The organism is Mycobacterium sp., from assembly GCF_047975165.1.
Lineage (GTDB): Bacteria > Actinomycetota > Actinomycetes > Mycobacteriales > Mycobacteriaceae > Mycobacterium.
In genome coordinates, this window is record NZ_JBKECZ010000050.1 from 1 (window position 1) to 21,860 (window position 21,860).

At 68.2% G+C, this 21,860-nt stretch carries 22 protein-coding genes and 1 pseudogene; 16 read left to right on the plus strand and 7 right to left on the minus strand.

Annotated elements, in window-relative coordinates; translation table 11 throughout:
- Positions 1-433: 433 nt before the first annotated feature.
- From ACK5M9_RS05525 to ACK5M9_RS05540, 4 genes are all read right to left on the minus strand, one after another.
- On the minus strand, positions 434-1,435 hold the full coding sequence (locus ACK5M9_RS05525) for an NAD-dependent epimerase/dehydratase family protein (RefSeq protein WP_416892183.1): 1,002 nt from the start codon (positions 1,433-1,435) through the stop codon (positions 434-436).
- 137 nt (positions 1,436-1,572) lie between these two features.
- Positions 1,573-3,450 (minus strand): GMC family oxidoreductase N-terminal domain-containing protein, encoded by a 1,878-nt coding sequence (locus ACK5M9_RS05530; protein ID WP_416892184.1) that lies wholly within the window; start codon positions 3,448-3,450, stop codon positions 1,573-1,575.
- Positions 3,447-3,788 (minus strand): hypothetical protein, encoded by a 342-nt coding sequence (locus ACK5M9_RS05535; RefSeq protein WP_416892185.1) that lies wholly within the window; start codon positions 3,786-3,788, stop codon positions 3,447-3,449. Before ACK5M9_RS05535 ends, ACK5M9_RS05530 begins: the two co-directional genes overlap by 4 nt.
- Positions 3,785-4,762, minus strand: a complete 978-nt coding sequence (locus tag ACK5M9_RS05540; RefSeq protein WP_416892186.1) for a hypothetical protein — start codon at positions 4,760-4,762, stop codon at positions 3,785-3,787. The genes ACK5M9_RS05535 and ACK5M9_RS05540 overlap by 4 nt, the downstream gene beginning before the upstream one ends.
- Positions 4,763-4,847: 85 nt before the next feature.
- Here ACK5M9_RS05540 and ACK5M9_RS05545 point away from each other — a divergent pair, with 85 nt between their 5' ends.
- Positions 4,848-5,567 (plus strand): FadR/GntR family transcriptional regulator, encoded by a 720-nt coding sequence (locus ACK5M9_RS05545; RefSeq protein ID WP_416892187.1) that lies wholly within the window; start codon positions 4,848-4,850, stop codon positions 5,565-5,567.
- A gap of 6 nt (positions 5,568-5,573) precedes the next feature.
- Here ACK5M9_RS05545 and ACK5M9_RS05550 read toward each other — a convergent pair whose 3' ends face one another.
- A complete protein-coding gene (locus ACK5M9_RS05550) occupies positions 5,574-6,353 on the minus strand; it encodes a hypothetical protein (RefSeq protein ID WP_416892188.1) in 780 nt (259 codons plus the stop codon).
- Positions 6,354-6,483: 130 nt separating this feature from the next.
- Between ACK5M9_RS05550 and ACK5M9_RS05555 the strand changes: the two genes are divergently transcribed.
- The 9 genes from ACK5M9_RS05555 to ACK5M9_RS05595 all read left to right on the plus strand — a co-directional run bounded on the left by ACK5M9_RS05555 (position 6,484) and on the right by ACK5M9_RS05595 (position 14,178).
- Positions 6,484-7,503 carry a hypothetical protein gene (locus ACK5M9_RS05555; RefSeq protein WP_416892189.1) on the plus strand — a complete coding sequence of 340 codons (1,020 nt, stop codon included), beginning with the start codon at positions 6,484-6,486 and terminating at the stop codon, positions 7,501-7,503.
- The gene (locus ACK5M9_RS05560; protein ID WP_416892190.1) at positions 7,500-8,585 is read left to right on the plus strand and encodes a hypothetical protein; all 1,086 of its coding nucleotides are present in this window, start codon (positions 7,500-7,502) and stop codon (positions 8,583-8,585) included. The genes ACK5M9_RS05555 and ACK5M9_RS05560 overlap by 4 nt, the downstream gene beginning before the upstream one ends.
- A gap of 17 nt (positions 8,586-8,602) precedes the next feature.
- Positions 8,603-9,445 (plus strand): sugar phosphate isomerase/epimerase family protein, encoded by an 843-nt coding sequence (locus ACK5M9_RS05565; protein WP_416892191.1) that lies wholly within the window; start codon positions 8,603-8,605, stop codon positions 9,443-9,445.
- 1 nt (position 9,446) lies between these two features.
- Complete coding sequence (locus ACK5M9_RS05570) at positions 9,447-10,361, plus strand: thioesterase family protein (RefSeq protein ID WP_416892192.1); 915 nt, start codon at positions 9,447-9,449, stop codon at positions 10,359-10,361.
- 31 nt (positions 10,362-10,392) lie between these two features.
- On the plus strand, positions 10,393-11,271 hold the full coding sequence (gene proC, locus ACK5M9_RS05575) for a pyrroline-5-carboxylate reductase (RefSeq protein WP_416892193.1): 879 nt from the start codon (positions 10,393-10,395) through the stop codon (positions 11,269-11,271).
- A 140-nt stretch (positions 11,272-11,411) separates the two neighbouring features.
- Positions 11,412-11,672 (plus strand): helix-turn-helix domain-containing protein, encoded by a 261-nt coding sequence (locus ACK5M9_RS05580; RefSeq protein ID WP_416892194.1) that lies wholly within the window; start codon positions 11,412-11,414, stop codon positions 11,670-11,672.
- A gap of 130 nt (positions 11,673-11,802) precedes the next feature.
- Positions 11,803-11,904 (plus strand): 30S ribosomal protein bS22, encoded by a 102-nt coding sequence (locus tag ACK5M9_RS05585; RefSeq protein ID WP_003402602.1) that lies wholly within the window; start codon positions 11,803-11,805, stop codon positions 11,902-11,904.
- 68 nt (positions 11,905-11,972) lie between these two features.
- Positions 11,973-13,082, plus strand: coding sequence for an SDR family oxidoreductase (locus ACK5M9_RS05590; protein ID WP_416892195.1), 1,110 nt, complete (start codon positions 11,973-11,975; stop codon positions 13,080-13,082).
- Between the two features lie 25 nt (positions 13,083-13,107).
- Positions 13,108-14,178: a lysophospholipid acyltransferase family protein gene (locus tag ACK5M9_RS05595; RefSeq protein WP_416892196.1), complete on the plus strand. Its 1,071-nt coding sequence runs from the start codon at positions 13,108-13,110 to the stop codon at positions 14,176-14,178.
- Between the two features lie 101 nt (positions 14,179-14,279).
- Here ACK5M9_RS05595 and ACK5M9_RS05600 read toward each other — a convergent pair whose 3' ends face one another.
- Together ACK5M9_RS05600 and ACK5M9_RS05605 are read right to left on the minus strand one after the other, a co-directional pair.
- On the minus strand, positions 14,280-14,780 hold the full coding sequence (locus ACK5M9_RS05600) for an FAS1-like dehydratase domain-containing protein (protein WP_416892197.1): 501 nt from the start codon (positions 14,778-14,780) through the stop codon (positions 14,280-14,282).
- A gap of 44 nt (positions 14,781-14,824) precedes the next feature.
- Positions 14,825-15,616: pseudogene (locus ACK5M9_RS05605) on the minus strand (HAD family hydrolase); the annotation flags it as partial.
- A 134-nt stretch (positions 15,617-15,750) separates the two neighbouring features.
- On the opposite strand from ACK5M9_RS05605, the gene ACK5M9_RS05610 reads away from it, so the two are divergent.
- The 6 genes from ACK5M9_RS05610 to ACK5M9_RS05635 all read left to right on the plus strand — a co-directional run bounded on the left by ACK5M9_RS05610 (position 15,751) and on the right by ACK5M9_RS05635 (position 21,715).
- Positions 15,751-16,020: a glutaredoxin family protein gene (locus ACK5M9_RS05610; protein ID WP_416892198.1), complete on the plus strand. Its 270-nt coding sequence runs from the start codon at positions 15,751-15,753 to the stop codon at positions 16,018-16,020.
- A gap of 110 nt (positions 16,021-16,130) precedes the next feature.
- On the plus strand, positions 16,131-17,495 hold the full coding sequence (locus ACK5M9_RS05615; RefSeq protein WP_416892199.1) for a glutamyl-tRNA reductase: 1,365 nt from the start codon (positions 16,131-16,133) through the stop codon (positions 17,493-17,495).
- 13 nt (positions 17,496-17,508) lie between these two features.
- Complete coding sequence (gene hemC, locus ACK5M9_RS05620) at positions 17,509-18,462, plus strand: hydroxymethylbilane synthase (protein ID WP_416892200.1); 954 nt, start codon at positions 17,509-17,511, stop codon at positions 18,460-18,462.
- A 20-nt stretch (positions 18,463-18,482) separates the two neighbouring features.
- Complete coding sequence (locus ACK5M9_RS05625; protein WP_416892201.1) at positions 18,483-20,144, plus strand: uroporphyrinogen-III synthase; 1,662 nt, start codon at positions 18,483-18,485, stop codon at positions 20,142-20,144.
- Positions 20,145-20,149: 5 nt separating this feature from the next.
- Complete coding sequence (gene hemB, locus ACK5M9_RS05630; protein ID WP_416892202.1) at positions 20,150-21,130, plus strand: porphobilinogen synthase; 981 nt, start codon at positions 20,150-20,152, stop codon at positions 21,128-21,130.
- 33 nt (positions 21,131-21,163) lie between these two features.
- Positions 21,164-21,715: a DUF3093 domain-containing protein gene (locus ACK5M9_RS05635; protein ID WP_416892203.1), complete on the plus strand. Its 552-nt coding sequence runs from the start codon at positions 21,164-21,166 to the stop codon at positions 21,713-21,715.
- Positions 21,716-21,860: the final 145 nt, after the last annotated feature.

A 21,860-nucleotide genomic window follows, 5' to 3' on the forward strand; every position in this document is an offset into this window, starting at 1 on the left:
CAACTCCAGCAGGCGATCCTGGATCGTGTCGAGTGCGTCGAAGACCTCGACGATCTCTTCACGGGTGCTGGCTGCCATGGTTGAAATGCTAGAGACACCCACCGACAACTCCCGGCCCCAAAGCCCCCGGAATCCTGAAAATCCCCTGAAAACCCGGTCCCGCAGCCACATTCGGCCACTTTCATCCACAGTCGCAAAGTTATCCACAAAACCGGCCCGCGCCGTTGACAGCCACCGGAATATCAGCTACCTCGGGTCCGTCGGACATCCGTCGACATGTCCCGCACCCACTTTCCCCGAAAAGCGGTTGAGTCAGCGGAAAGTCAAGCGTCAGGGGAATGGTTGCGCAATGCCGAGGAGCTGGGATCTCGAAAGCGGTGAATCCCCAGGGGTTCCCGAAGATTCACCGCTTCCTTTCTATCGAGGTGTCAGATCAGATGAGGTTCTCGTCCTGCGCCCACTCCCTGCATCGCGCGATCCCCTCCCGGTAGGAGACAACCGGCTGGAAGCCAAGGACTTTGCGGGCCTTTTCGTTCGAGACGAGGTGTTCGCGGTTGAGCATGTGGAGCATGCCCGGACCGAGTTCGCTGCGCTTTCCGAGGCGACGCAGTGCCTTGCCGGCTACGCCCACCGCCGGCAGGCCGATCCCAATGGGTACCGACCGGAATTTGCCGCCGACCCAGGATGCGATCTCGCCGAAGTACGCGGCGTTGCTGACCCCCTGGTCCTCGGTGATGTTGAAGATCTCACCGGAGATACCCTGGGTGGTCAGCGCCAGGACGATTCCGTCCACCAAGTTGTCGACGTAGATCATGTCGAAGACGCCGGAACCGCCGTTGGGCAGGACCAACTGGTTGGCCTTGGCCATCGCGATCGGCTCGCGGATCCACACCGAACCGGGGCCGTAGACGTCGCCGGGGCGAATGACCACCGTCTCCATGCCCCGATGGCTGTTGGCGAAGACCACCTGCTCGGAGTTGGTCTTGGTATCCACATATGTGCTCACCCCGCCGGTAACCCTGGTCGGGTAGGTCTCGGTCACGTGGTCGGGAAATTCCCACCCGTAGGCGGCGATCGAACTCAGGTGCACGAACCTGCTCACCCCGGCGTCGACGGCGGCGTCGATGACCTTCTTGGTCCCCAGAACGTTGACTTCCCAGGCCTTGTCAACCGGCGCGACGGTGCTGACTATCGCAGCCAGGTGCACGACCGCGTCTGCGCCCGCCAGGGCGTGCGCCCATTGGGACGGGTCGGCGGTGCTGCCGGCCTCGATGCCGTTGTCCGGGTCGGCGATCAAATCGACTCCGGCGACGGTCCCGCCGAGCTCGCGCAGCCGCGCGGCCAGCGTCCGGCCGATGAATCCGTTGGCGCCGGTGAGGAATACCCTGCGCTTGTCGAATGAGGGTGCGGGACGGACTACTTCTTGTTCGGACATCGGATGCCCCTTTCTGTGCTGTCTTCCCCTGCTACCGGAGACATTAGGGTTCCGGCGGCCCGAGGTATTGACACCGCAGAACATCTTCTTGATGCCAGAGGACAGGTGCTGACCGGGCGTTTCGAGGAGCTGCCGGCTCAGCTCAGCCGGACAACCTCGTCCGCTACCCCCAGGGCCATTGCCATGATCGACAGCTGTGGATTGACCTCGGGGCAGCTGGGCAGGATCGAGGCGTCGGCAACCCAGACGCCATCGATGCCGCGCAACCGGCCGTGCTCGTCGACCGGGCAGATCCGGTCGTCGGCCCCGGCCGCCGCGGTGCCCGTGGGATGGAACGCGGCCAGGTGCAGGCTGCGCGGATCGCTGCGTGCCAGCACCTCCCGCAGCTGGGCCGGCGACGTTACCGTCATGGCAGCCGGAAGGCCGGTGAGCACCTCTACGGCTCCGGCGGCGAACAGCAGCCGGCCGATGGCTTCCAGGGCGACCCGCAACTTGCCTGCGTCGGCCGGAGCGATGTCGTAGCGCACCACCGCCTCGCCCCGCACCGACAAGACCGACCCGGATCCTTCGTCGGCGACCATCGCGCCGAAGGTGGCGACCTGCGGCGCCCGGTCCAGCCAACCCAGCAGCTCCGCTCCATAGCCGGGGACCAGCATCGATCCCATCCCGGGCGGTGTCGAGGTTGCCTCGATCAGCACCCCGTCGGAGTCGTGGAACTCATGCACGGCGGCACTTTGCAGGACGCCGCGCCACGGGTAGACGTCGTCCTCGAATAGCCCGGCGAGCATGGTCGCCGGGTGCACGGCGAGGTTGCGGCCGAGCCGGGGATGTCTGCCAAGGCCACTGCGCCGCAGCAACATCGGTGTTTCTACGGTGCCCGCGGCGACGATGACCATAGGTGCGAGGACATCGATCGCGGTGCCGTCGGGCCGACGTGCCCGCACGCCCCGGGCGCGGCCGTCCTGGTGCAGGACACGTTCGGCGCGCGCGTGGGAGACGATCCGTGCCCCGGCCGCACAGGCCTGCGGCAGAGCGTTGAGATGCACGCCGAACTTGGCGTTCTCCGGGCAGCCGATCGCGCACTGGCAACAGCCTCGACACCCCGGCGCGTTGCGCGGAATGGGTGCGGCCCGCCAGCTCAGCGAGTCGGCGGCATCCAGCAGCAGATTGCCGTTGCGGCCCATAACATCCCGCGGCACCGGCGCCACCCCGAGCGTGTGCTCCACCTCGTCGAGGTAGCCGGCCAACCGCTCGGGCTCGGCGATGGTCAACCCGAAGTCGTCGCGCCAGCGCCGCTGCACGGCCTCGGGCGGGCGGAAGCAGGTGCCCGAATTGACGACGGTGGTGCCGCCGACCGCGCGTCCCATCGGCAGCACCACCGGCGGGCGTCCCAGTGCGATGGTGGCCCCGGCGTCCCGGTAGAGGCCTGCGTAGCGGTCGATCGGGTGGGTGGTGCGGAACTCTTCGACGCTCCAGCGCCGCCCTTCCTCGAGTACGACGATCTCCAGCCCGGCCCGGGCCAGGGTGCGGGCCGCCATGGCGCCGCCGGCGCCGGATCCGACGATCACCGCGTCGGCGGCGATTACCGAGGCGCTCTCGGCCGAAGGCGTGATGGTCAACACCGCGTCCGGGCGCGCCACCGGGGTGTCCCGGGCGCGGTCGAGCAGTTCGGCGGCATAGGTTTCGGCGCCGTTGGCCAGCAGCGCGATCGCTTTCACGGCGTCGACCGTCGCACCGGCATCGGTGTTCAGCGCGGCGATGCGACGCAGTGCCTGCTCGCGCTCGGTTGGGTGCAGTCGCGTCATGGACCGGCCCCTGGTGAGGTAGGTCGCCGCAGCCAGGGATAGCAAGCCGGCGCGCACACCCAGCCGCGAAGCCCGGGGAATCCGGGAAAGGTAGCGGTCGACGCGGTCGGCGAACTCCGCCGGTGTGGGTCCGCCGTGTTCGGGCGGCAGCAGGGCCATTCCGAACGACATCAGCGCGGCGCGCCCGACGCGCCGGGTCAGCCGGCTCACGAGCCCGACGAAACCCGTCGTCCGAGTGCGCGCCCGAACTTCAGGAAGAACGGGTAGGTGGCGAACAGGCCGCTGGCGGCGGCATGTGCGGGCCAATTCAGCTCGTCGGTTTTGAGGTCGAAAATACCGCTGTTCCACATGAAGTCGCGTCCGTTGCGCGCGCGGAACGGCCGCCAGAGCAAACCCAGGCCCGGCACGTTGTTGTAGAGCCCGAACGACCCCGCGAAGAAGACGCCGAGAACCGCCGCTTCGACCAGGTCGCGGCGCTCCGGTGGCATGCGGCGCTCGATGAGCACGCCGGAGGCGAACAGCAGCGGTGGGTCGAAGGCAAAGCTCATGACGGTGTCCTCTCGTTTATTGCGGGGGCTTGATCGCCGCGCAGGCCGACTTCGGCGTGGCCGGCGCCGAGCACCGACCAGCGGCGCTCGACAATGCCGGTGCCCTGCACTCGACGGCTGATCTCGATGTGGACGTCGGCCTGCTCGGTATTGGTGCACACGCAGCGTCCGCCGTCGGGATCGACGTATTCCAGGCTCACGCAGCGGTCGGGCGGTTGGTCGATGCGAATCAGCACATCGCGGCGGCCGACGCGGCCTTCGATCTGCCAGTGCGGGATGCCGAGCGTTGTGCGCATCCGCAGTGACGGGAAAGGCCCCGCGGGCCAGTCCTTGCCGTCGATACGGAGGCGGATGAACGCCAGCGGCGCCAACCTGTTCAGGCCCGGCTTGTGCGAGACGGCGGTGACCGCCTCCAGGACGTCGCCGTTGCCGAGGTCGGCGTGGACCCAGCCCCAGCGCCTGGCGTTGCCGTGCCCGTAGATGTGGGCCAGGTTGCCCCGCCACCCGTCGACGGATTCGGTGCTGCCGCCGACCGTCAGCGTGCCGGTGAAGTCGGCTGCGGGTGCCGCGACGACTTGGGCGCCGGGGAGCAACTCGCGTTCCCATGCGACGCGGGGGAACGTCCATAGGGGAGGCCCGGCGTCCGTCCAGGACAGGTCCCAGGCCAGCGATCCCGCGCTGCCGGTCAGCCGACCGGGTTCGACCGAATTGCCCGCGGCACCGAACCAGGCCGGGCCGGTAGCGGGCGCCGCGGGTTCGGGGCCGAAACGTTCGGTGCGGGGCGGGTCCCCGGGCGGGAACCAGGTCGCCCATCCGTGCGCGTAAGGGGCCCCGCTGGTCGGGGCCACCGTCTCGCAGTGCACCCACAGGCCGGCCTTGGTCACGGGGTCGCTCAGGGTGGCGTACCAGACTTCCAGGCGTCCGGGCGCCCCGCGCCAGCGCGGTGCGACGGCCGATCTCATCTCGTGGTCCACTGGCCGCCTCCGCGAATAGGTGATTCCGACGCGCGCGCGGCGTCCGGGGTGTGCAACTCGTCACCGTACTATATTGGTTGAGCCAATGAACCAATTACCGCCCATCCCTCCGCCGGACCGCCAGCGGGTCGATGAACAAATTGCCGGCTCGATAGCCGACGCCATCCTCGACGGGGTGTACCCGCCGGGGTCGGCCCTGCCGCCGGAGCGCGAACTCGCCGAGCAACTCGGCGTCAACCGCACCTCGCTGCGCCAGGGGCTGGCCCGGCTGCAGCAGATGGGCCTGATCGAGGTCAGGCAGGGCAGCGGCAGCGTGGTCCGCGACACCGAAGGGCTCACCCATCCGGCCGTGGTGGAGGCTCTGGTGCGAAAACTGGGTCCCGAATTCCTCGTCGAATTGCTGGAGATCCGGGGGGCGCTGGGCCCGCTGATCGGCCGGCTGGCGGCCCAGCGCCGCACTCCCGAGGATGCCGCGGACCTCCGGGCCGCCTTGGCCGCGGTTCGCGACGCCGACACCGACGGGGCCCGGCAGAGTGCCGACCTCGCCTACTTCCATGTGCTGATCCACAGCACCGGCAACCGCGCTCTGCGGCTGCTGTACCGGTGGGTCGAGCAGGCTTTCGGGGGGCGGGAACATGAACTCACCGCGGCCTACCGCGACCCGGAACCGGTGGTCGCCGACCTGCGGGCGATCACCGACGCGGTGCTGGCCGGGGACGCGGGCGCCACGGCGGCGGCCGTCGAGGAATACCTCAATGCCAGCGCTCTGCGGATGGCGCAGGCCTACCTCGAAGCCGACGGCTAGCGGAGCCTATTCGGCCGCCCGGGTTGCCGGGTGCATCGCGATGAGCCCCAATCGATTGCGGCGCTTGCACATTGCGGCCAACTCGCCGTATGCCTTCTCGCCGAGCAGTTCGGTGAGTTCGTCGGCAAGGCTCTGCCATACCTGCTGCGCGCCGACATGCGCAGCCGGATCGCCGGTGCAGTACCAGTGCAGGTCGGCCCCGCCCGATCCCCAGCCGCGCCGGTCGTACTCGGTAATGAAGGTCTTGAGGATCTCGGTGCCGTCGGGTCGGGTGACCCACTCCTGACTCCGGCGAATCGGCAACTGCCAGCACACGTCCGGTTTCATCGTCAACGGCGGCACACCCAGTTTGAGTGCCTTGCTGTGCAACGCGCAACCGGCACCGCCGGGGAACCCGGGCCGGTTGAGGAACACGCACGCGTCCCGGTGCCTGCGGGTGCGGTACTGCGATTCGCCGTCGTGCTCGTCGAGGACCAGGTATCCCTTGCGGCCCAATCCCTTTTCGCGGAATTGCCAGTCGTCCCCGGTCAGAGTTTTGACCGCGTCGTCCAGCCGGGCACGGTCGTCGTCGTCGGACAGGAACGCGCCATGCGAGCAGCACCCGTCGTCGGGGCGGTCCGCTACGGTGCCCCGGCAGGCCGGGGTGCCGAACACACACGTCCAGTTCGACAGCAGCCAGGTGAGGTCGGCGGCGATCAGGTGCTCGGAATCGTCGGGGTCGTAGAACTCCACCCACTCGCGGGCGAAATCCAATTCGACCTCAGGCCCTGGCCGCGAGTTAGCCACGGGTGCAACGTTAGTGCACGCCCGGGCCGGGTTCGGATCCCAGTGCCCGGCCGGTGCCGGCCGCGAATTCGCACCCTTGGTCACGCGGGTCGCGGGACGGAAGCCGCGTCGTCCCGGCTAGTTTGAATCCGTGCGATTGGGTGTACTCGACGTGGGCAGCAACACCGTGCATCTGTTGGTGGTCGATGCGCACCGGGGTGGGCATCCGACACCGATGAGTTCGACCAAGGCGACACTGCGCCTGGCCGAGGCCATCGCCAGTTCCGGCAAACTCGCCAAGCGCGGAGCCGACAAACTGGTATCCACCGTCGACGAGTTCGCCAAGATCGCCGTCAGTTCCGGCTGCGAGGAGTTGATGGCATTCGCGACATCCGCGGTCCGTGACGCGGAGAATTCCGATGCCGTGCTGGCCAGGGTGCGCGACGAAGCCGGTGTCGAATTGCAGGTGCTTCAGGGAGTCGACGAGTCGCGGCTGACCTTCCTGGCCGTTCGGCGCTGGTTCGGCTGGAGCGCGGGCCGCATCATCAACCTCGACATCGGTGGCGGCTCCCTTGAGGTGTCCAGCGGTGTCGACGAGGAGCCCGAGGTCGCGCTCTCGCTGCCGTTGGGGGCCGGGAGGCTGACTCGCGAATGGTTGCCCGACGATCCGCCCGGCCGGCGCCGGGTGGCAGTGCTGCGAGACTGGCTGGATGCCGAACTGGCCGGCGCCGCGTCGGCGGTGCTGGAGGCCGGCGCACCTGACCTGGCGGTGGCGACGTCCAAGACGTTCCGGTCGTTGGCCCGGCTCACCGGTGCAGCGCCCTCGGCCGCCGGCCCGCGGGTGAAGCGGATTCTCACGGCCAACGGCCTCAGACAACTCATATCTTTCATCTCTAGGATGACCACCGCTGACCGGGCCGAACTGGAAGGAATCAGCGCCGAGCGTGCGCCGCAGATCGTGGCCGGCGCTCTGGTGGCGGAGGCAAGCATGAGGGCACTGACGATAGAAACCCTGGAGATCTGTCCCTGGGCGCTGCGGGAGGGTCTCATTTTGCGCAAACTGGACAGCGAAGCAGACGGAACGGCACTCGTCGCCCCGCTGGTGGGAGATGCTGACGAACAGCCGGATGATCGGGGAAACCCCGACAAATCGAGAGGCGGAAAACCATGACCGGACCGCACTCCGACGTCGACGGCGCCAAGCAGGTTTCGGTGGCCGAGCTGCTGGCCAGGAATGGGGCGGCCGGCGAACCGACGATCACCCATCGGCGCCGCCGGCGGCGCGGTGATTCCAACGCGGTGACGGTCGCTGAGCTCACCGGTGAGATTCCGGTGATTCGTGACCATCCGCGCGAGGTTCCGGCACAGACCCCGCCGCCCGAGCCGGTCGGCGACGAGGTTCCAGCTGCCGCCGAGCCGGCCGGGGAGCCGGCACCCGAGCCGAGCGCGATCGAACCCGAGCCGCCGGCGGAATCGTCCTCGCCTGCCGAAGCTCCCGCCGAACCGCCTGCCGAAGCTCCCGCCGATCCTCCGGCCGAGGCTGAGGTGAAGCCCGACTATCGGGAAGGGGCCGAGTCGCGCTGGCCGAAGTCGGAACCGGTTGTGCGGCGCAATGCCGGCCCGGAGCGCAGCGAGTACCCCCGGCCCACACGTCAGGAGGGGGACGGCGGCGACGATCGGCGCCAGGGCGCCGGGGACGTGCGCCCCGATCCGGCCGGGCACGGCACCGCCGCTGCCCTCGACCTCCTGGACGGCGAGGCCGCCGGTGCGAATCTGGCGGCGCAAGACATGGCGGAGGTGGGCTCGGACCTGTGGGGGTCCGGTGACGACGCGGACGCCCCGTCGCACGGGATCCTCTTCGGCGGGCAGTCACTCGCCGACGAGGTGGCCCGGGGGCGCGCCGCCGAGCAGATATCGGAGAGTGGCGAGGGCGGCGAAGACGAATCCGGATCCGGTAGCGAGGAACCGCGCGGCCGTGCCGGGAAAAAGATGGCTGCCCTCGGACGCGGGATCATGGCCGCGCTGCAGTCGATCCTGGCCGTCGTGTTCGGCGCCGGGCTGTTCATTGCGTTCGACCAGCTGTGGCGATGGAACCCCATCGTTGCGCTGGTGCTTTCGGTATTGGTCATCCTCGGACTGGTGGTCGGCGTGCGGGTCGTACGCCGGACCGAGGACATTGCCAGCACGTTGATCGCGGTCGCGGTGGGTGCGCTGATCACCCTCGGGCCGATGGCCCTGTTGCAGACCGGCTAGGCGCCGCAGAGGAGACAGTGCGCCCGGCAATCAAGGTTGGCTTATCCACGGCTTCGGTGTACCCGCTGCGCGCCGAGGCGGCTTTCGAGTACGCGGACAGGCTCGGCTACGACGGGGTCGAGCTGATGGTCTGGAGCGAGTCGGTCAGCCAGGACGCCGATGCTGTCGGCGAACTGTCGGCGCGCTATCGGGTGCCGGTGCTGTCGGTGCATGCCCCGTGCCTGTTGATCTCGCAGCGGGTGTGGGGCGCCAATCCCATTCTCAAGCTGAATCGCAGCGTGCGCACCGCCGAACAGTTGGGTGCGCAAACGGTGGTCGTGCACCCGCCCTTTCGCTGGCAGCGGCGCTACGCGGAGGGATTCCGGGAGCAGGTGTCGGACCTGGAACGCAACAGCGGGGTCATGGTGGCCGTGGAGAACATGTTCCCGTTTCGGGCGGACCGGTTGTTCGGCGCCGATCAGACCCGGGAACGGATACGCCGGCGTGGCGGTGGGCCGGGCCCGGCCATCTCGGCGTTCGCGCCGTCGTTCGACCCGCTGGACGGCAATCACGCCCACTACACGCTGGATCTGTCCCATACCTCGACCGCCGGAGCCGACTCGCTGGAAATGGCCGAGCGAATGGGTTCGGGGCTGGCCCATCTGCACCTGTGCGACGGCAGCGGCCTGCCCGCCGATGAGCACCTGGTGCCCGGCCGCGGCAATCAACCCGCCGCGCAGGTCTGTCAGATGCTGGCCGCCGGCGACTTCGCCGGCCACGTCGTGCTGGAGGTGTCCACCTCCGCGGCGCGTTCGGCCGCGGAGCGCGAGGCCATGCTCGTCGAATCGCTCCAATTCGCCCGAACTCACCTGATGCGCTGACGTGGGCGCATTGTTCTCCGCCGCAATGGCGCTCACCGAGGTCGGATCGGATGCTTCGGTGTCCGGGGTGTCCGGGGTGTCCGGGGTGTCCGGGACTTCCCGGGTTTTCCGAGCGGAGTTGAGTGAGCAGTGGGCCATCGGTCCCAAGGTGCACGGCGGCGCGATGGTTGCGCTGTGCGCCAATGCCGCCCGGACGGCGTACGGGGCCGACCGGCTGCAGCCGGTCGCGGTGTCCGCGAACTTCCTGTCGGCGCCCGATCCGGGTCCGATGCGGCTGGAAACGGCGATTCGCAAGCGCGGTCGCCGCATCGGTGTGGTCGACGTCGAACTCGTCCAAGGTGACCGCACCGCGGTGCACGCCGTCGTCACGTTGGGCGAGCCGGAGCGATACGCTCACGCCGACCGGGAAACCGGCGCCCCGCCGGCATCGGGGTCCGTTCCGCCGCCGGGACCGTTGCTGTCGGCCAACCCCGTCGTCGGCCTGATGGCACCCGAACCGCCGGACCACATTGCGCCGATCGGGGCGGGCCACCGGCTTGCCGGGCTGGCGCACCTGGGCGCGGGATGTGACATTCGACCGGTGCTGTCGACCATGGGGCCCGCGAACGGCGGGAAGCCGCCGGTGCTGCAGATGTGGGCGCGGCCGCGCGGGATGGCACCCGACGCGCTTTTCGCGTTGATGTGCGGCGATCTGTCGGCGCCGGTGACGTTTGCCGTGGATCGGACCGGCTGGGCACCCACGGTGCAGCTCACCGCGTTCCTGCGGGCTCTGCCCGCCGACGGCTGGCTGCGGGTGGTCTGCACGTGTGTCGAGATAGGACAGGACTGGTTCGACGAGGACCACACCGTCGTCGATTCCGCGGGGCGAATCGTGGTCCAATCGCGCCAGCTCGCGCTGACGCCGCCTGCCCAGTAGCGCCGACCCGCGGTCTGCAATGCTGAGCGCCATGGCGAGAATTGCGATCATCGGCGGCGGCAGTATCGGCGAGGCCCTGCTGTCGGGACTGCTGCGGGCCGGGCGACAGGTCAAGGACCTGGTGGTGGCCGAACGGATGCCGGAGAGGGCCAAGTACCTGTCGAGCACCTACGGGATCCTGGTCGCGGCGTCGGTCGCGGATGCGGTGGAGAACGCGCCGGTCGTTGTGGTTGCCGTCAAACCGCACGACGTCGGGGCCGTGGTGGAGGATCTGTCCGCCGCGGTCGCCGGTGCCGACCACGGTGCCGTCGAACAGGTATTCGTGACCGTGGCGGCGGGCGTCACCGTCGGCTCCTTCGAAACCCGGCTGCCGGCGGGTACGCCGGTGGTCCGGGCCATGCCCAACGCGGCAGCGCTGGTCGGTGCCGGTGTGACGGCGCTTGCGGCGGGCCGGTTCGTCACCGAGGAACACCTTGAGAAGATCTCGGCGCTGTTCCGCGCGGTCGGCAGCGTACTCACGGTTCCCGAAGGGCAACTGGACGCGGTCACAGCGCTTTCGGGCTCGGGACCCGCGTATTTCTTCCTGCTGGTCGAGGCCTTGGTGGACGCGGGCGTCGGCGTGGGGCTCAGTCGCCAGGTGGCCACCGACCTGGCCGCGCAAACCATGGCGGGGTCCGCGGAGATGCTGCTCGAGCGGATGGACACCGAGCGACAACTCGCCGACAGGGCGCCCGCGGGGTTGCGGGTGGATACCTCGGCCGCCCAGTTGCGGGCGTCGATCGTCTCGCCGGGCGGCACCACTGCTGCGGCATTGCGCGCGCTGGAGCAGGGGGGATTCCGGATCGCCGTCGACGCGGCGGTTCAGGCTGCGAAATGCCGCTCTGAGCAGCTGAGAATTACATCGGAATAATTCAGGAATTTTGAACTGATTATCTCTCATCAGTACCAATAACCCCACCAGTCCCGCTATTCTCTCCAGTGTATGCGCGCGTTGGTGCCAGCGGAGGGGAAGCCATTGGCACTGCGCGGGCCCGACACGATTGGGTTGCGATGACGTCTGACAAAGGGCAATCGACGCCGAATTCCGCAGGTAAGCAGACGCGTTCGGGCGGTTCGGCTGATGCCGCACCGGCCCGGACGCAGTTTCTCACCGTCGCGGAGGTGGCAGCGTTGATGCGGGTTTCCAAGATGACGGTCTACCGAATGCTGCACAACGGCGAGTTGCCGGCTGTCCGCGTCGGCCGGTCTTTCCGCGTCCACGCGAAGGCCGTCCACGAGATGTTGGAAACCTCCTACTTCGACGCCGGCTAGCGAGACTGGCCCCGCCGGTAGGCCGCAGGTCGGCCACCGAGGCGGTTTGGCGTTGCGGGCATGCTCCCGGGTAAGGTGTCGGGGTCTTTTGTAGTCATTCACAGCCGGCACCGGTCAGATAGCGGAGTTCATGGGTTCAGTAATCAAGAAGCGGCGCAAGCGCATGTCCAAGAAGAAGCACCGCAAGCTGCTGCGTCGCACCCGGGTGCAGCGTAGAAAACTCGGCAAGTAGGTTTCGTCCGCGCGTACCGTTGCCGGCCCTTGACGTCCTCCGCCGGTGTCCGTAGCTAGGCTGTCGGAGTGGACTCGCCCAACGACGCCTCGGGCAATAGCGACCGAAGCTGCCCCAAGATCGTCTTGGTCACCGGAGCCTGCCGGTTCCTGGGTGGTTACCTGATCGCGCGTCTGGTGCAGAACCCGCAGATCGACCGGGTCATCGCGGTGGACGCGATCGCGCCGAGCAAGGACATGCGCCGGCGGATGGGGCGAGCCGAATTCGTTCGCGCCGACATCCGCAACCCATTCATCGCCAAGGTGATTCAGAACCACGAGGTCGACACCGTGGTGCATGCCGCCGCCGCATCGTACGCGCCCCGCCCCAGTGGCAGCGCCGCGTTGAAGGAACACAACGTGATGGGCGCCATACAGTTGTTCGCCGCATGCCAGAAAGCGCCGTCGCTACGCCGGGTGGTGCTGAAGTCGACATCGGAGGTGTACGGCTCGAGTCCGCGCGATCCGGTGGTGTTCACCGAGGACTCCAGCAGCCGCCGGCCGTTCCGCGACGGGTTCGCCAAGGACAGTCTCGATATAGAGGGCTACCTGCGCGGACTGGGCCGCCGCCGGCCCGAAGTTGCGGTGACCATTTTGAGATTGGCCAACTTGATCGGCCCGGCGATGGACACGACGCTGTCGCGGTATCTTGCCGGGCCACTGGTGCCGACGATGCTGGGCCGCGATGCGCGACTGCAGTTGCTGCACGAGCAGGATGCGTTGGGCGCGCTGGAACGGGCGGCGATGGCCGGTGTCGCCGGGACGTTCAACGTCGGCGCCGACGGAGTCATCATGCTCTCTCAGGCGATTCGTCGCGCGGCACGAATTCCATTGCCGGTACCGAGTTTTGGGGTGTGGGCGCTGGACTCGTTGCGGCGGCTCAATCGCTACAACGAGATCAGCCGCGATCAGTTCGAATACCTGAGCTACGGCCGGGTCATGGACACCGCCCGGATGCGTTCGGAACTGGGTTATCGGCCCAAGTGGTCCACCGCGGAGGCGTTCGACGACTATGTTCGGGGCCGCGGGCTGACTCCCGTTGTCGACCCGGATCGGGTACGCTCCTGGGAAGGTCGCACCGTAGTCGCAGCGCAGCGCTGGAGTCGCCGAAATCCAACCCCGGGGGTCGGGGTCAGGTAGGTTTGGACAAGCTTGGACGGATAACGTGGCGGGTGAAAAAAAGGCGAATGTCATTCCACTGCACAGTGATCGGTCGCGTGTAGCGGCGCGTCGCCCTGCGGTGGATTCGCCGTCGGACAAGCCACGGCAGCACCCGTCGACGCACTCGGGCCGGAACAGCCGGGCATCGGCCGAGGAACTGGCGGCTGTCGTTCGCGAAATCGACGAGCAGCGGCGCACCCAGGGCGATCCGACGGCCGCCGAACCGCAACCCAGTGATCTCGCACTGCGAGTTGCCGCGGTGGCGGGCTTCTTGCGACAGCGGATCGTCGGCGAATACGACGTCGATGAATTCGGATTCGATCCGCATTTCAACGATGCGATCGTCCGGCCTTTGCTGAGATTCTTCTTCAACTCCTGGTTCCGGGTCGAAGTGAGCGGGGCGGAGAATATCCCCGACGAAGGTGCGGCTTTGCTGGTGGCCAATCATGCCGGGGTGTTGCCGTTCGACGGCCTGATGCTGTCGGTCGCGGTACATGACCACCAGCCGGCGGAACGGGACCTGCGCCTACTGGCGGCCGACATGGTGTTCGATCTGCCGGTCGTGGGCGCGACGGCCCGCAAGGCGGGACACACCATGGCCTGCACCGCCGATGCGGACCGGTTGCTGGCCTCCGGCGAACTCACCGCGGTATTCCCCGAGGGGTACAAGGGGCTGGGCAAGCCCTTCACGGACCGCTACCGGCTGCAGCGATTCGGGCGGGGCGGTTTCGTGTCGGCCGCGCTGCGCGCGCGGGCGCCGATCGTGCCGTGCTCGATCATCGGGTCCGAGGAGATCTACCCGATGCTCACCGATGTCAAACTGCTGGCGCGACTGTTCGGTGTCCCGTACTTCCCGGTGACGCCGCTGTTCCCGCTGGCCGGCCCGGCCGGCCTGGTGCCGCTGCCGTCGAAGTGGCGTATCGAGTTCGGCGAGCCGATCTCCACCGCCGACTACGCGCCCGGTGACGCCGACGATCCGATGGTCACCTTCGAGCTGACCGACCAGGTTCGCGAGACCATTCAGCAGACCCTGTACCGGCTGCTGGCCGGCCGCCGCAACGTTTTCCTGGGCTGACGCCGCCCCTGACTGCCGTTTGCTCGCGAGCGTAACGCCAGGGCGAAATCCGGAGCGTGAAATCGCACTCCCGTTACGCTCGCGAACGACTCGCGATCCACTCAGATCGCCGCGATGGCGGCCACCGCCGCGTCGGCGTCGGATCCGTGCTTGGCGGCTTCGCCGAGCATGGTGACCACACTGGTCACCACCGGGTTGCCGGCCTGGTCGGTGACTTCGCTTCTGATCTCGGCCAGGACGGTGCCGTGCGACTCGATGACCGAATCCAGGTAGGTATCGAAAAAGAGTTTGTCGCCGACGGCGATCGGGCGGTGGAATCGGAACTTCTGGTCGCGGTGCAACACCCGGGTGATGTTGATCGGAATGCTGAACTTGGTGAAGATCTCCAGCTGCACGCGCCGCCCGGCGATAGCCAGAAACGTCAGCGGCGCAATCAGGGACGAGTAGCCTTCCGCGGCGGCGCCGTCCTCGTCCCGATGCACCGGGTTGTCGTCCATGACCGAGGTCGCGAACTCGCGGATCTTCTCGCGTCCGACTTCGAAGTAGTCGTCCTGCCGATAGTGCTTGCCGACGATGCTCTGGGTGTCCACGGGAGTTGTCATGGGCCTGCCCTTCCGCTGTGATACGTGCTCAGCGGCGCAGCTTATCAGCGTGGTTGGCGCTGGGAGGCCAACGCCGCCAACGCGCCGCCGGCGGCCCCCAGCGCCAAGGCCGACGGGACCCCGATCCGGGCGGCCTTGCGTGCCGTCCGGAAGTCGCGCATTTCCCAGCCCCGTTGCCGTGCGATATCGCGAAGGCGGGAGTCGGGATTGATCGCGACCGCCGTCCCCACCAGGGACAGCATCGGCAGGTCGTTGTAGCTGTCCGAGTACGCCGTGCAGCGCTTGAGGTTCAGACCCTCCCGGATCGCCAGCGACCGCACCGCGTGAGCCTTTCCCGGGCCGTGCAGGATGTCGCCCACCAGCCTCCCGGTGAAGACGCCGTCGACCGATTCGGCCACCGTTCCCAAGGCGCCGGTCAGGCACAGCCGGCGGGCGATCGTCGACGCCAACTCGTACGGTGTGGCGGTGATCAGCCACACCTGCTGCCCGGCGTCGAGGTGCATCCGGGTGAGTTCGCGGGTGCCGGGCCAGATCTTGTCGGCGATGAACTCGTCGTAGATCTCTTCGCCCAGCTGCACCAACTCGTCGACCGAGCGGCCCTCGATGAACGCCAGCGCCTTGCGCCGGCCCGCGGCGACGTCGTCGCTGTTCTCCGTGCCGAGCAACTGAAACTTGGCCTGCGCGTAAACGAATCCGATGACGTCCCGGTAGGTGAAGTAGTCGCGTGCGGCCAGCCCGCGGCCGAAGTGCACCGCCGAGGAGCCTTGCACCAGCGTGTTGTCCACATCGAAAAATGCGGCGGCGGTCAGGTCGACGAGCGGCTGCGGACGGTCGTCTGCGATCCCCGGCTGGGAAGAAGTCATCACAAACCTCCGGAATCGCGCTGTCAGCCGCCGGCCCTGTTGCGGTCGATGACAACCCTATCGGCAATGTGCCGGGGCGGGCCGCGGGAACTGTCACACTGGTTTCCATGATGGAGCCGCAAAGACGCCGGCGCGTCGAACTGCTGACCCGCGCCGGATGTGCGCTCTGCGTGCGAACCCACGCCCAGCTGACCGGATTGGCTGCCGAACTGGACTTCGATCTGGTCGATGTCGACGTCGATGCCGCGGCATCGACGGGAAACCCGGGGTTGCGGGCCGAGTTCGGCGACCGGTTGCCGGTGGTGTTGCTCGACGGGCGCGAACACAGCTACTGGGAAGTTGACGAACCGCGGCTACGCGCTGACCTGGCCCGGTAACGAGTCCATCGTGATTCGGCCGAATATTTGGTGGCCGGCTTGACGACCGTCTAGCGTGTAGTGCAGTTCACTTTCCGACGCTGCAAGGGAGCGGGCCAGGTGATGCTGCGGTGAGCATCCTGCTCTTCGGTGTTTCGCACCGCAGCGCGCCGGTCGCCGTCCTTGAGCAACTCAGCATGGACGAGCCCGATCAGGTCAAGATCGTCGACCGAATGCTGCAATCCTCGCTGGTCACCGAGGTCATGGTACTGTCCACCTGCAATCGCGTCGAGGTTTATGCCGTAGTAGATGCGTTTCACGGGGGCCTGTCGGTGATCAGCCAGGTGCTGGCCGAGCACTCCGGGCTGTCGATGGGCGATCTGACCACGCACGCCTACGTCCGGTACAGCGAGGCCGCGGTCGAGCATCTGTTCGCGGTGGCCAGCGGGCTGGATTCGGCGGTTGTCGGCGAGCAGCAGGTGCTCGGCCAGGTGCGGCGGGCCTATGCCTGCGCCGAGGCCAACAGTGCGGTGGGGCGAATCCTGCACGACTTGGCTCAGCGCGCCCTGTCGGTCGGCAAGAGGGTGCATTCGGAAACCGCGATCGACGCGGCGGGAGCCTCGGTCGTCTCGGTCGCCCTCGATATCGCCGAATCCAAGCTGGGAGCCTTGCGAGGCAAGACCGCGGTGATTGTCGGCGCCGGGGCGATGGGGGGGCTGGCGGCGGCCCATCTCACCCGGGCCGGCGTCGGCCGGATTCATGTGCTGAACCGCTCGGCGGCGCGGGCGCAGCGGCTTGCCGACAGGATCGCTCAGGCCGGTATTCCGGCCGAGGCGATGGCACTGGAGGATCTGTCCGGCGCGCTGGCCGGGGCAGACGTGATGATCAGTTGCACCGGGTCGGTCAGCCCGGTCGTCTCCCTGGCGGATGTGCACCTCGCACTGGCCGGCGCCCCCCGAGACGAGGCAGGTCGGCCGCTGGTCGTCTGCGATCTGGGGATGCCGCGCGACGTCGAACCGGCGGTGGCCGGTCTGCCCGGTGTGCTGGTAGTCGACGTGGAGCGGGTACAGCACGAACCGTCGGCGCACGCCGCGGCGGCCGACGTCGACGGCGCCCGGCTGATCGTGGCCGCCGAAGTCGCCAACTACCTGGCGGGGCAACGGATCGCCGAGGTCACCCCGACGGTCACCGCCCTGCGCCGGCGGGCCGCCGATGTGGTGGAGGCCGAACTGCTGCGGTTGGACAATCGATTGCCCGGCCTGGCCGGAGCCGAGCGCGCCGAAGTCGCCCGGACGGTACGGCGGGTAGTCGACAAACTGCTGCACGCTCCCACTGTGCGCATCAAGCAACTTGCCAGCACCCCCGGCGGCGACAGTTACGCCGAGGCGCTGCGCGAACTGTTCGAACTGGACCAGACGGCCGTCGACGCGGTCGCCGCAGGCGAATTGCCGGCAGTGTCAAGCGATTTCGACGACGCAAAACATCCGGTCGAGTAGCTGACGGGCGCTTGTGATCCGGATAGGAACTCGGGGTAGCCTGCTGGCCACCACCCAGGCTGCCACTGTGCGGGACGCATTGATCGCCAATGGTCACCCCGCCGAGCTGGTGACGATCAGCACCGTGGGTGACCGGTCGGCTGCGCCCATCGAAACGCTGGGTGTGGGCGTCTTCACGACCGCGCTGCGGGAGGCGATCGACGAGGGCCGCGTCGATGCGGCCGTCCACTCCTACAAGGATCTGCCGACCGCCGACGACCCCCGGTTCACCGTGGCCGCGGTTCCACTGCGCAACGATCCCCGCGATGCGGTGGTTGCCCGGGACGGGCTGGTGCTGGGGGAACTGCCGGTGGGGTCGCTGGTGGGCACCTCCTCCCCCCGCCGGGCGGCACAGCTTAGGGCATTGGGTCTTGGTTTGGAAATCCGCCCCCTAAGAGGCAACCTAGACACCAGGTTGAACAGGGTTAGCAGTGGTGATCTTGACGCCGTCGTGGTGGCTCGGGCCGGATTGGCGCGACTGGGCCGTCTCGATGACGTCACCGAGACGTTGGAGCCGGTGCAGATGTTGCCAGCGCCTGCACAGGGTGCGCTTGCCGTCGAGTGCCGCGCCGGCGACAGCCGACTGGTCGCCGTGTTGGCGGAGTTGGACGATGCCGACACGCGGGCTGCGGTCACCGCGGAGCGAACACTGCTCGCCGAACTGGAGGCGGGTTGTTCCGCACCGGTGGGAGCGATCGCCGAGGTGGTCGAGTCCATCGACGAGGAGGGGCGTGTCTTCGAAGAGTTGTCGTTGCGCGCGTGCGTTGCGGCGCTCGACGGATCCGAGGTGATCCGCGTGTCGGGGATCGGCGACTCCGGTCGGGCCCGGGAGCTGGGACTCTCGGTTGCCGGGGAGTTGTTCGACCTGGGTGCCGGAGAACTGATGCGGGGAGTGCGGGAAGACCCCGTGCGAGAAACATCTGAGTGAGAGAAGTGGGAACGACAACGATGACGCGAGGGCGTAAGCCGAGGCCGGGCCGCATCACTTTCGTGGGTTCGGGCCCGGGCGACCCCGGCCTGCTGACTACCCGAGCCGCCACTGCGCTGGCGAATGCCCCCCTGGTTTTCGCCGACCCCGATGTGGCCGAGCCGGTGCTGGCACTGATCGGCAGGGACCTGCCGCCGGTGTCCGGGCCGGCGCCCGCCGAACCGCAACCGGCCACCGGGCGGTATTCCCAGCCGGCGGTGGTATCCGGCGGACCGGATATCCGCCCCGCACTGGGCGATCCCGCCGAAGTGGCCAAAACGCTGACCGCCGAGGCGCGCAACGGCGCGGACGTGCTGCGGCTGGTGGCCGGCGACCCGCTTTCGGTGGACGCGGTGATCACCGAGGTGAACGCGGTCACGCGCAGCAACCTGGAGGTCGAGATCATCCCGGGGCTGGCGTCCACCAGTGCCGTACCGACCTATGCGGGACTGCCGCTGGGGTCCTCGCACACGGTGGCCGACGTCCGCGGCGACGTGGACTGGGAGGCCCTGGCCGCCGCACCCGGGCCGCTGATCCTGCAGGCGACAGCATCGCACCTGCCCGAGGCGGCCCGCACCCTGATCGACTGCGAGCTCGCCGAAGCGACACCCTGCGTGGTGACCGCCAAGGGCACCACCTGTCAGCAGCGATCTATTGAGACCACGCTGCAGGGGCTGACCGACCCGGCATCCCTGGGCGCCGGCGGCGACGCCCGGGTCTCTGACGTCAACGGCGGCGACCCGATGGCCGGGCCGCTGGTGGTGACCATCGGCAAGACGGTCGCCAACCGGCCCAAGTTGAACTGGTGGGAGAGCAGGGCGCTCTACGGCTGGACCGTGCTGGTCCCGCGCACCAAGGACCAGGCCGGCGAGATGAGCGAGCGGCTGACCTCCTACGGTGCGCTGCCCATCGAGGTCCCGACGATTGCGGTGGAACCTCCGCGCAGCCCGGCGCAGATGGAACGTGCGGTCAAGGGCTTGGTGGACGGGCGGTTCCAGTGGATCGTGTTCACCTCCACCAACGCGGTGCGTGCGGTGTGGGAGAAATTCGGCGAGTTCGGCCTGGACGCACGCGCCTTCTCCGGGGTGAAGATCGCCTGTGTCGGCGAGGCGACGGCCGAACGGGTCTATGCGTTCGGAGTCAGCCCCGACCTGGTCCCGGCCGGGGAACAGTCGTCGATCGGGCTGCTGGAAGAATTCCCGCCCTACGACAGCGTTTTCGATCCGGTCAACCGGGTGCTGCTGCCGCGGGCCGATATCGCCACCGAGACGCTGGCGGCGGGTCTTCGCGAGCGCGGTTGGGAGATCGACGACGTCACCGCCTACCGAACGGTCCGGGCTGCCCCCCCGCCGGCGGCCACCCGGGAGATGATCAAGACGGGCGGGTTCGACGCGGTGTGCTTCACCTCGAGCTCGACGGTGCGGAACCTGGTCGGTATCGCCGGCAAGCCGCATGCGCGGACCATCATCGCCTGTATCGGCCCGAAGACCGCCGAAACCGCGGCCGAGTTCGGACTCCGGGTGGACGTACAGCCGGAGACCGCCGCCGTTGGTCCGCTGGTCGACGCGCTGGCCGAGCATGCCGCCCGGCTGCGAGCCGAAGGGGCGCTGCCGCCGCCCCGCAAGAAGAGCCGCCGGCGCTAGTGGCCGTGGGTTTTCCTCGGCAGCGTCCACGCCGGTTGCGATCCACCCCGGCGCTGCGCCGTCTGGTGGCGGAAACGTCTGTGCAGCCGCGGCACTTGGTGTTGCCGATGTTCGTGGCAGACGGCATCGACCAACCCCGGCCGATCGCGTCCATGCCCGGCGTGGTTCAGCACACCCGGGATTCCCTTCGCGGCGCAGCCGCCGACGCCGTCGCGGCCGGTGTGGGCGGGCTGATGTTGTTCGGGGTGCCGCGCGAGCAGGACAAGGACATGCTCGGGTCGGCCGGCGCCGACTACGACGGCATCCTCAACCGGGCCCTGCGCGACCTGGCGAAGGACCTCGGGGCGGCGACGGTGTTGATGGCCGACACCTGCCTGGACGAGTTCACCGTGCACGGGCACTGCGGCGTTCTGGACGAACGAGGACGCGTGGACAACGACGCCACGCTGGCCCGCTACACCGAACTGGCGGTTGCCCAGGCGGAATCCGGTGCGCACGTGGTGGGGCCCAGCGGAATGATGGACGGCCAGGTGGCTGCGATCCGCGACGGCCTGGACGCCGCCGGCCATGCCAACGTGGCGATCCTTGCCTATGCCGCCAAATACGCGTCGGCCTTCTACGGCCCGTTTCGCGACGCGGTCGGCTCGAGTCTGTCCGGTGACCGGCGCACCTATCAGCAGGAGCCGGGCAATGCGCGGGAGGCGCTGCGCGAGATCGCGTTGGACCTCGATGAGGGTGCCGACATGGTGATGGTCAAGCCGGCGATGGGATATCTGGATATCGTCGCCGCCGTGGCCGCGGCGGCGCGTGTTCCGGTGGCCGCATACCAGGTCTCGGGGGAATACGCGATGATTCGTGCGGCCGCGGCCAACGGCTGGATCGACGAACGGGCGGCGGTGCTGGAGTCGCTGACCGGCATCCGGCGTGCCGGCGCCGATTTCGTCCTGACCTATTGGGCTGCCGAGGCCGCAAGGTGGCTTTCCTGAGATGCAGAGTCTAAATCGCGAGGTGAGGCTCACATGACAGCGGAGCAACCCATTGAGACACCGTTGTTCTACGAACCGGGTGCGAGTTGGTATTGGGTACTGGCCGGTCCGCTGTCGGCGCTGTCGCTGATCTACATCCAATGGTCCGGCCACGCGCCGATTTCGCTGGCGGTGCCCGGGATCTTCATGGTGGTGGTGTCGGCGTTCGTCGCGCTGCAGGTCCACGCGGCGCGAATCCACACCTCGGTCGAGCTGACCGAGGATGCCCTGCGCCAGGGCACCGAGACGATCCGGCTGTCGGAGATCGTGAAGGTATTCCCGGAGCCGGAGAATTCGGTGAAGTCCGGCAAACCCCTGGCCAAGTGGCAGTCGGCGCGGGCCCTCGGTGAAATCGTCGGGGTGCCGAGGGGCCGGTACGGCATCGGTCTGAGGCTGACCGGCAGCCGTACCGCGCAGGCCTGGGCGCGCAAGCATCGTCACATGCGGGACGTGCTGACTCCGTTGATCGAGCAGCGGATGGGTCCCTTCGTCCCGTCGGCGGCCGACGAGGATCCCGGCCTCGACGACCTGGAGTCGCAGCTGTGATCGCCCGTGCCGTCGTCGAACTGGTGCTCGCGGCTGCCGCGCTGGTGCTGGCCGCGGTCAGTTGGCTGGTTACCCGAGCGGTGGTGGCCGTCGCACCGGTGGCCGATGGGCTGCCGGCGACCTTGTCGTTCAACTACGAAGCAAG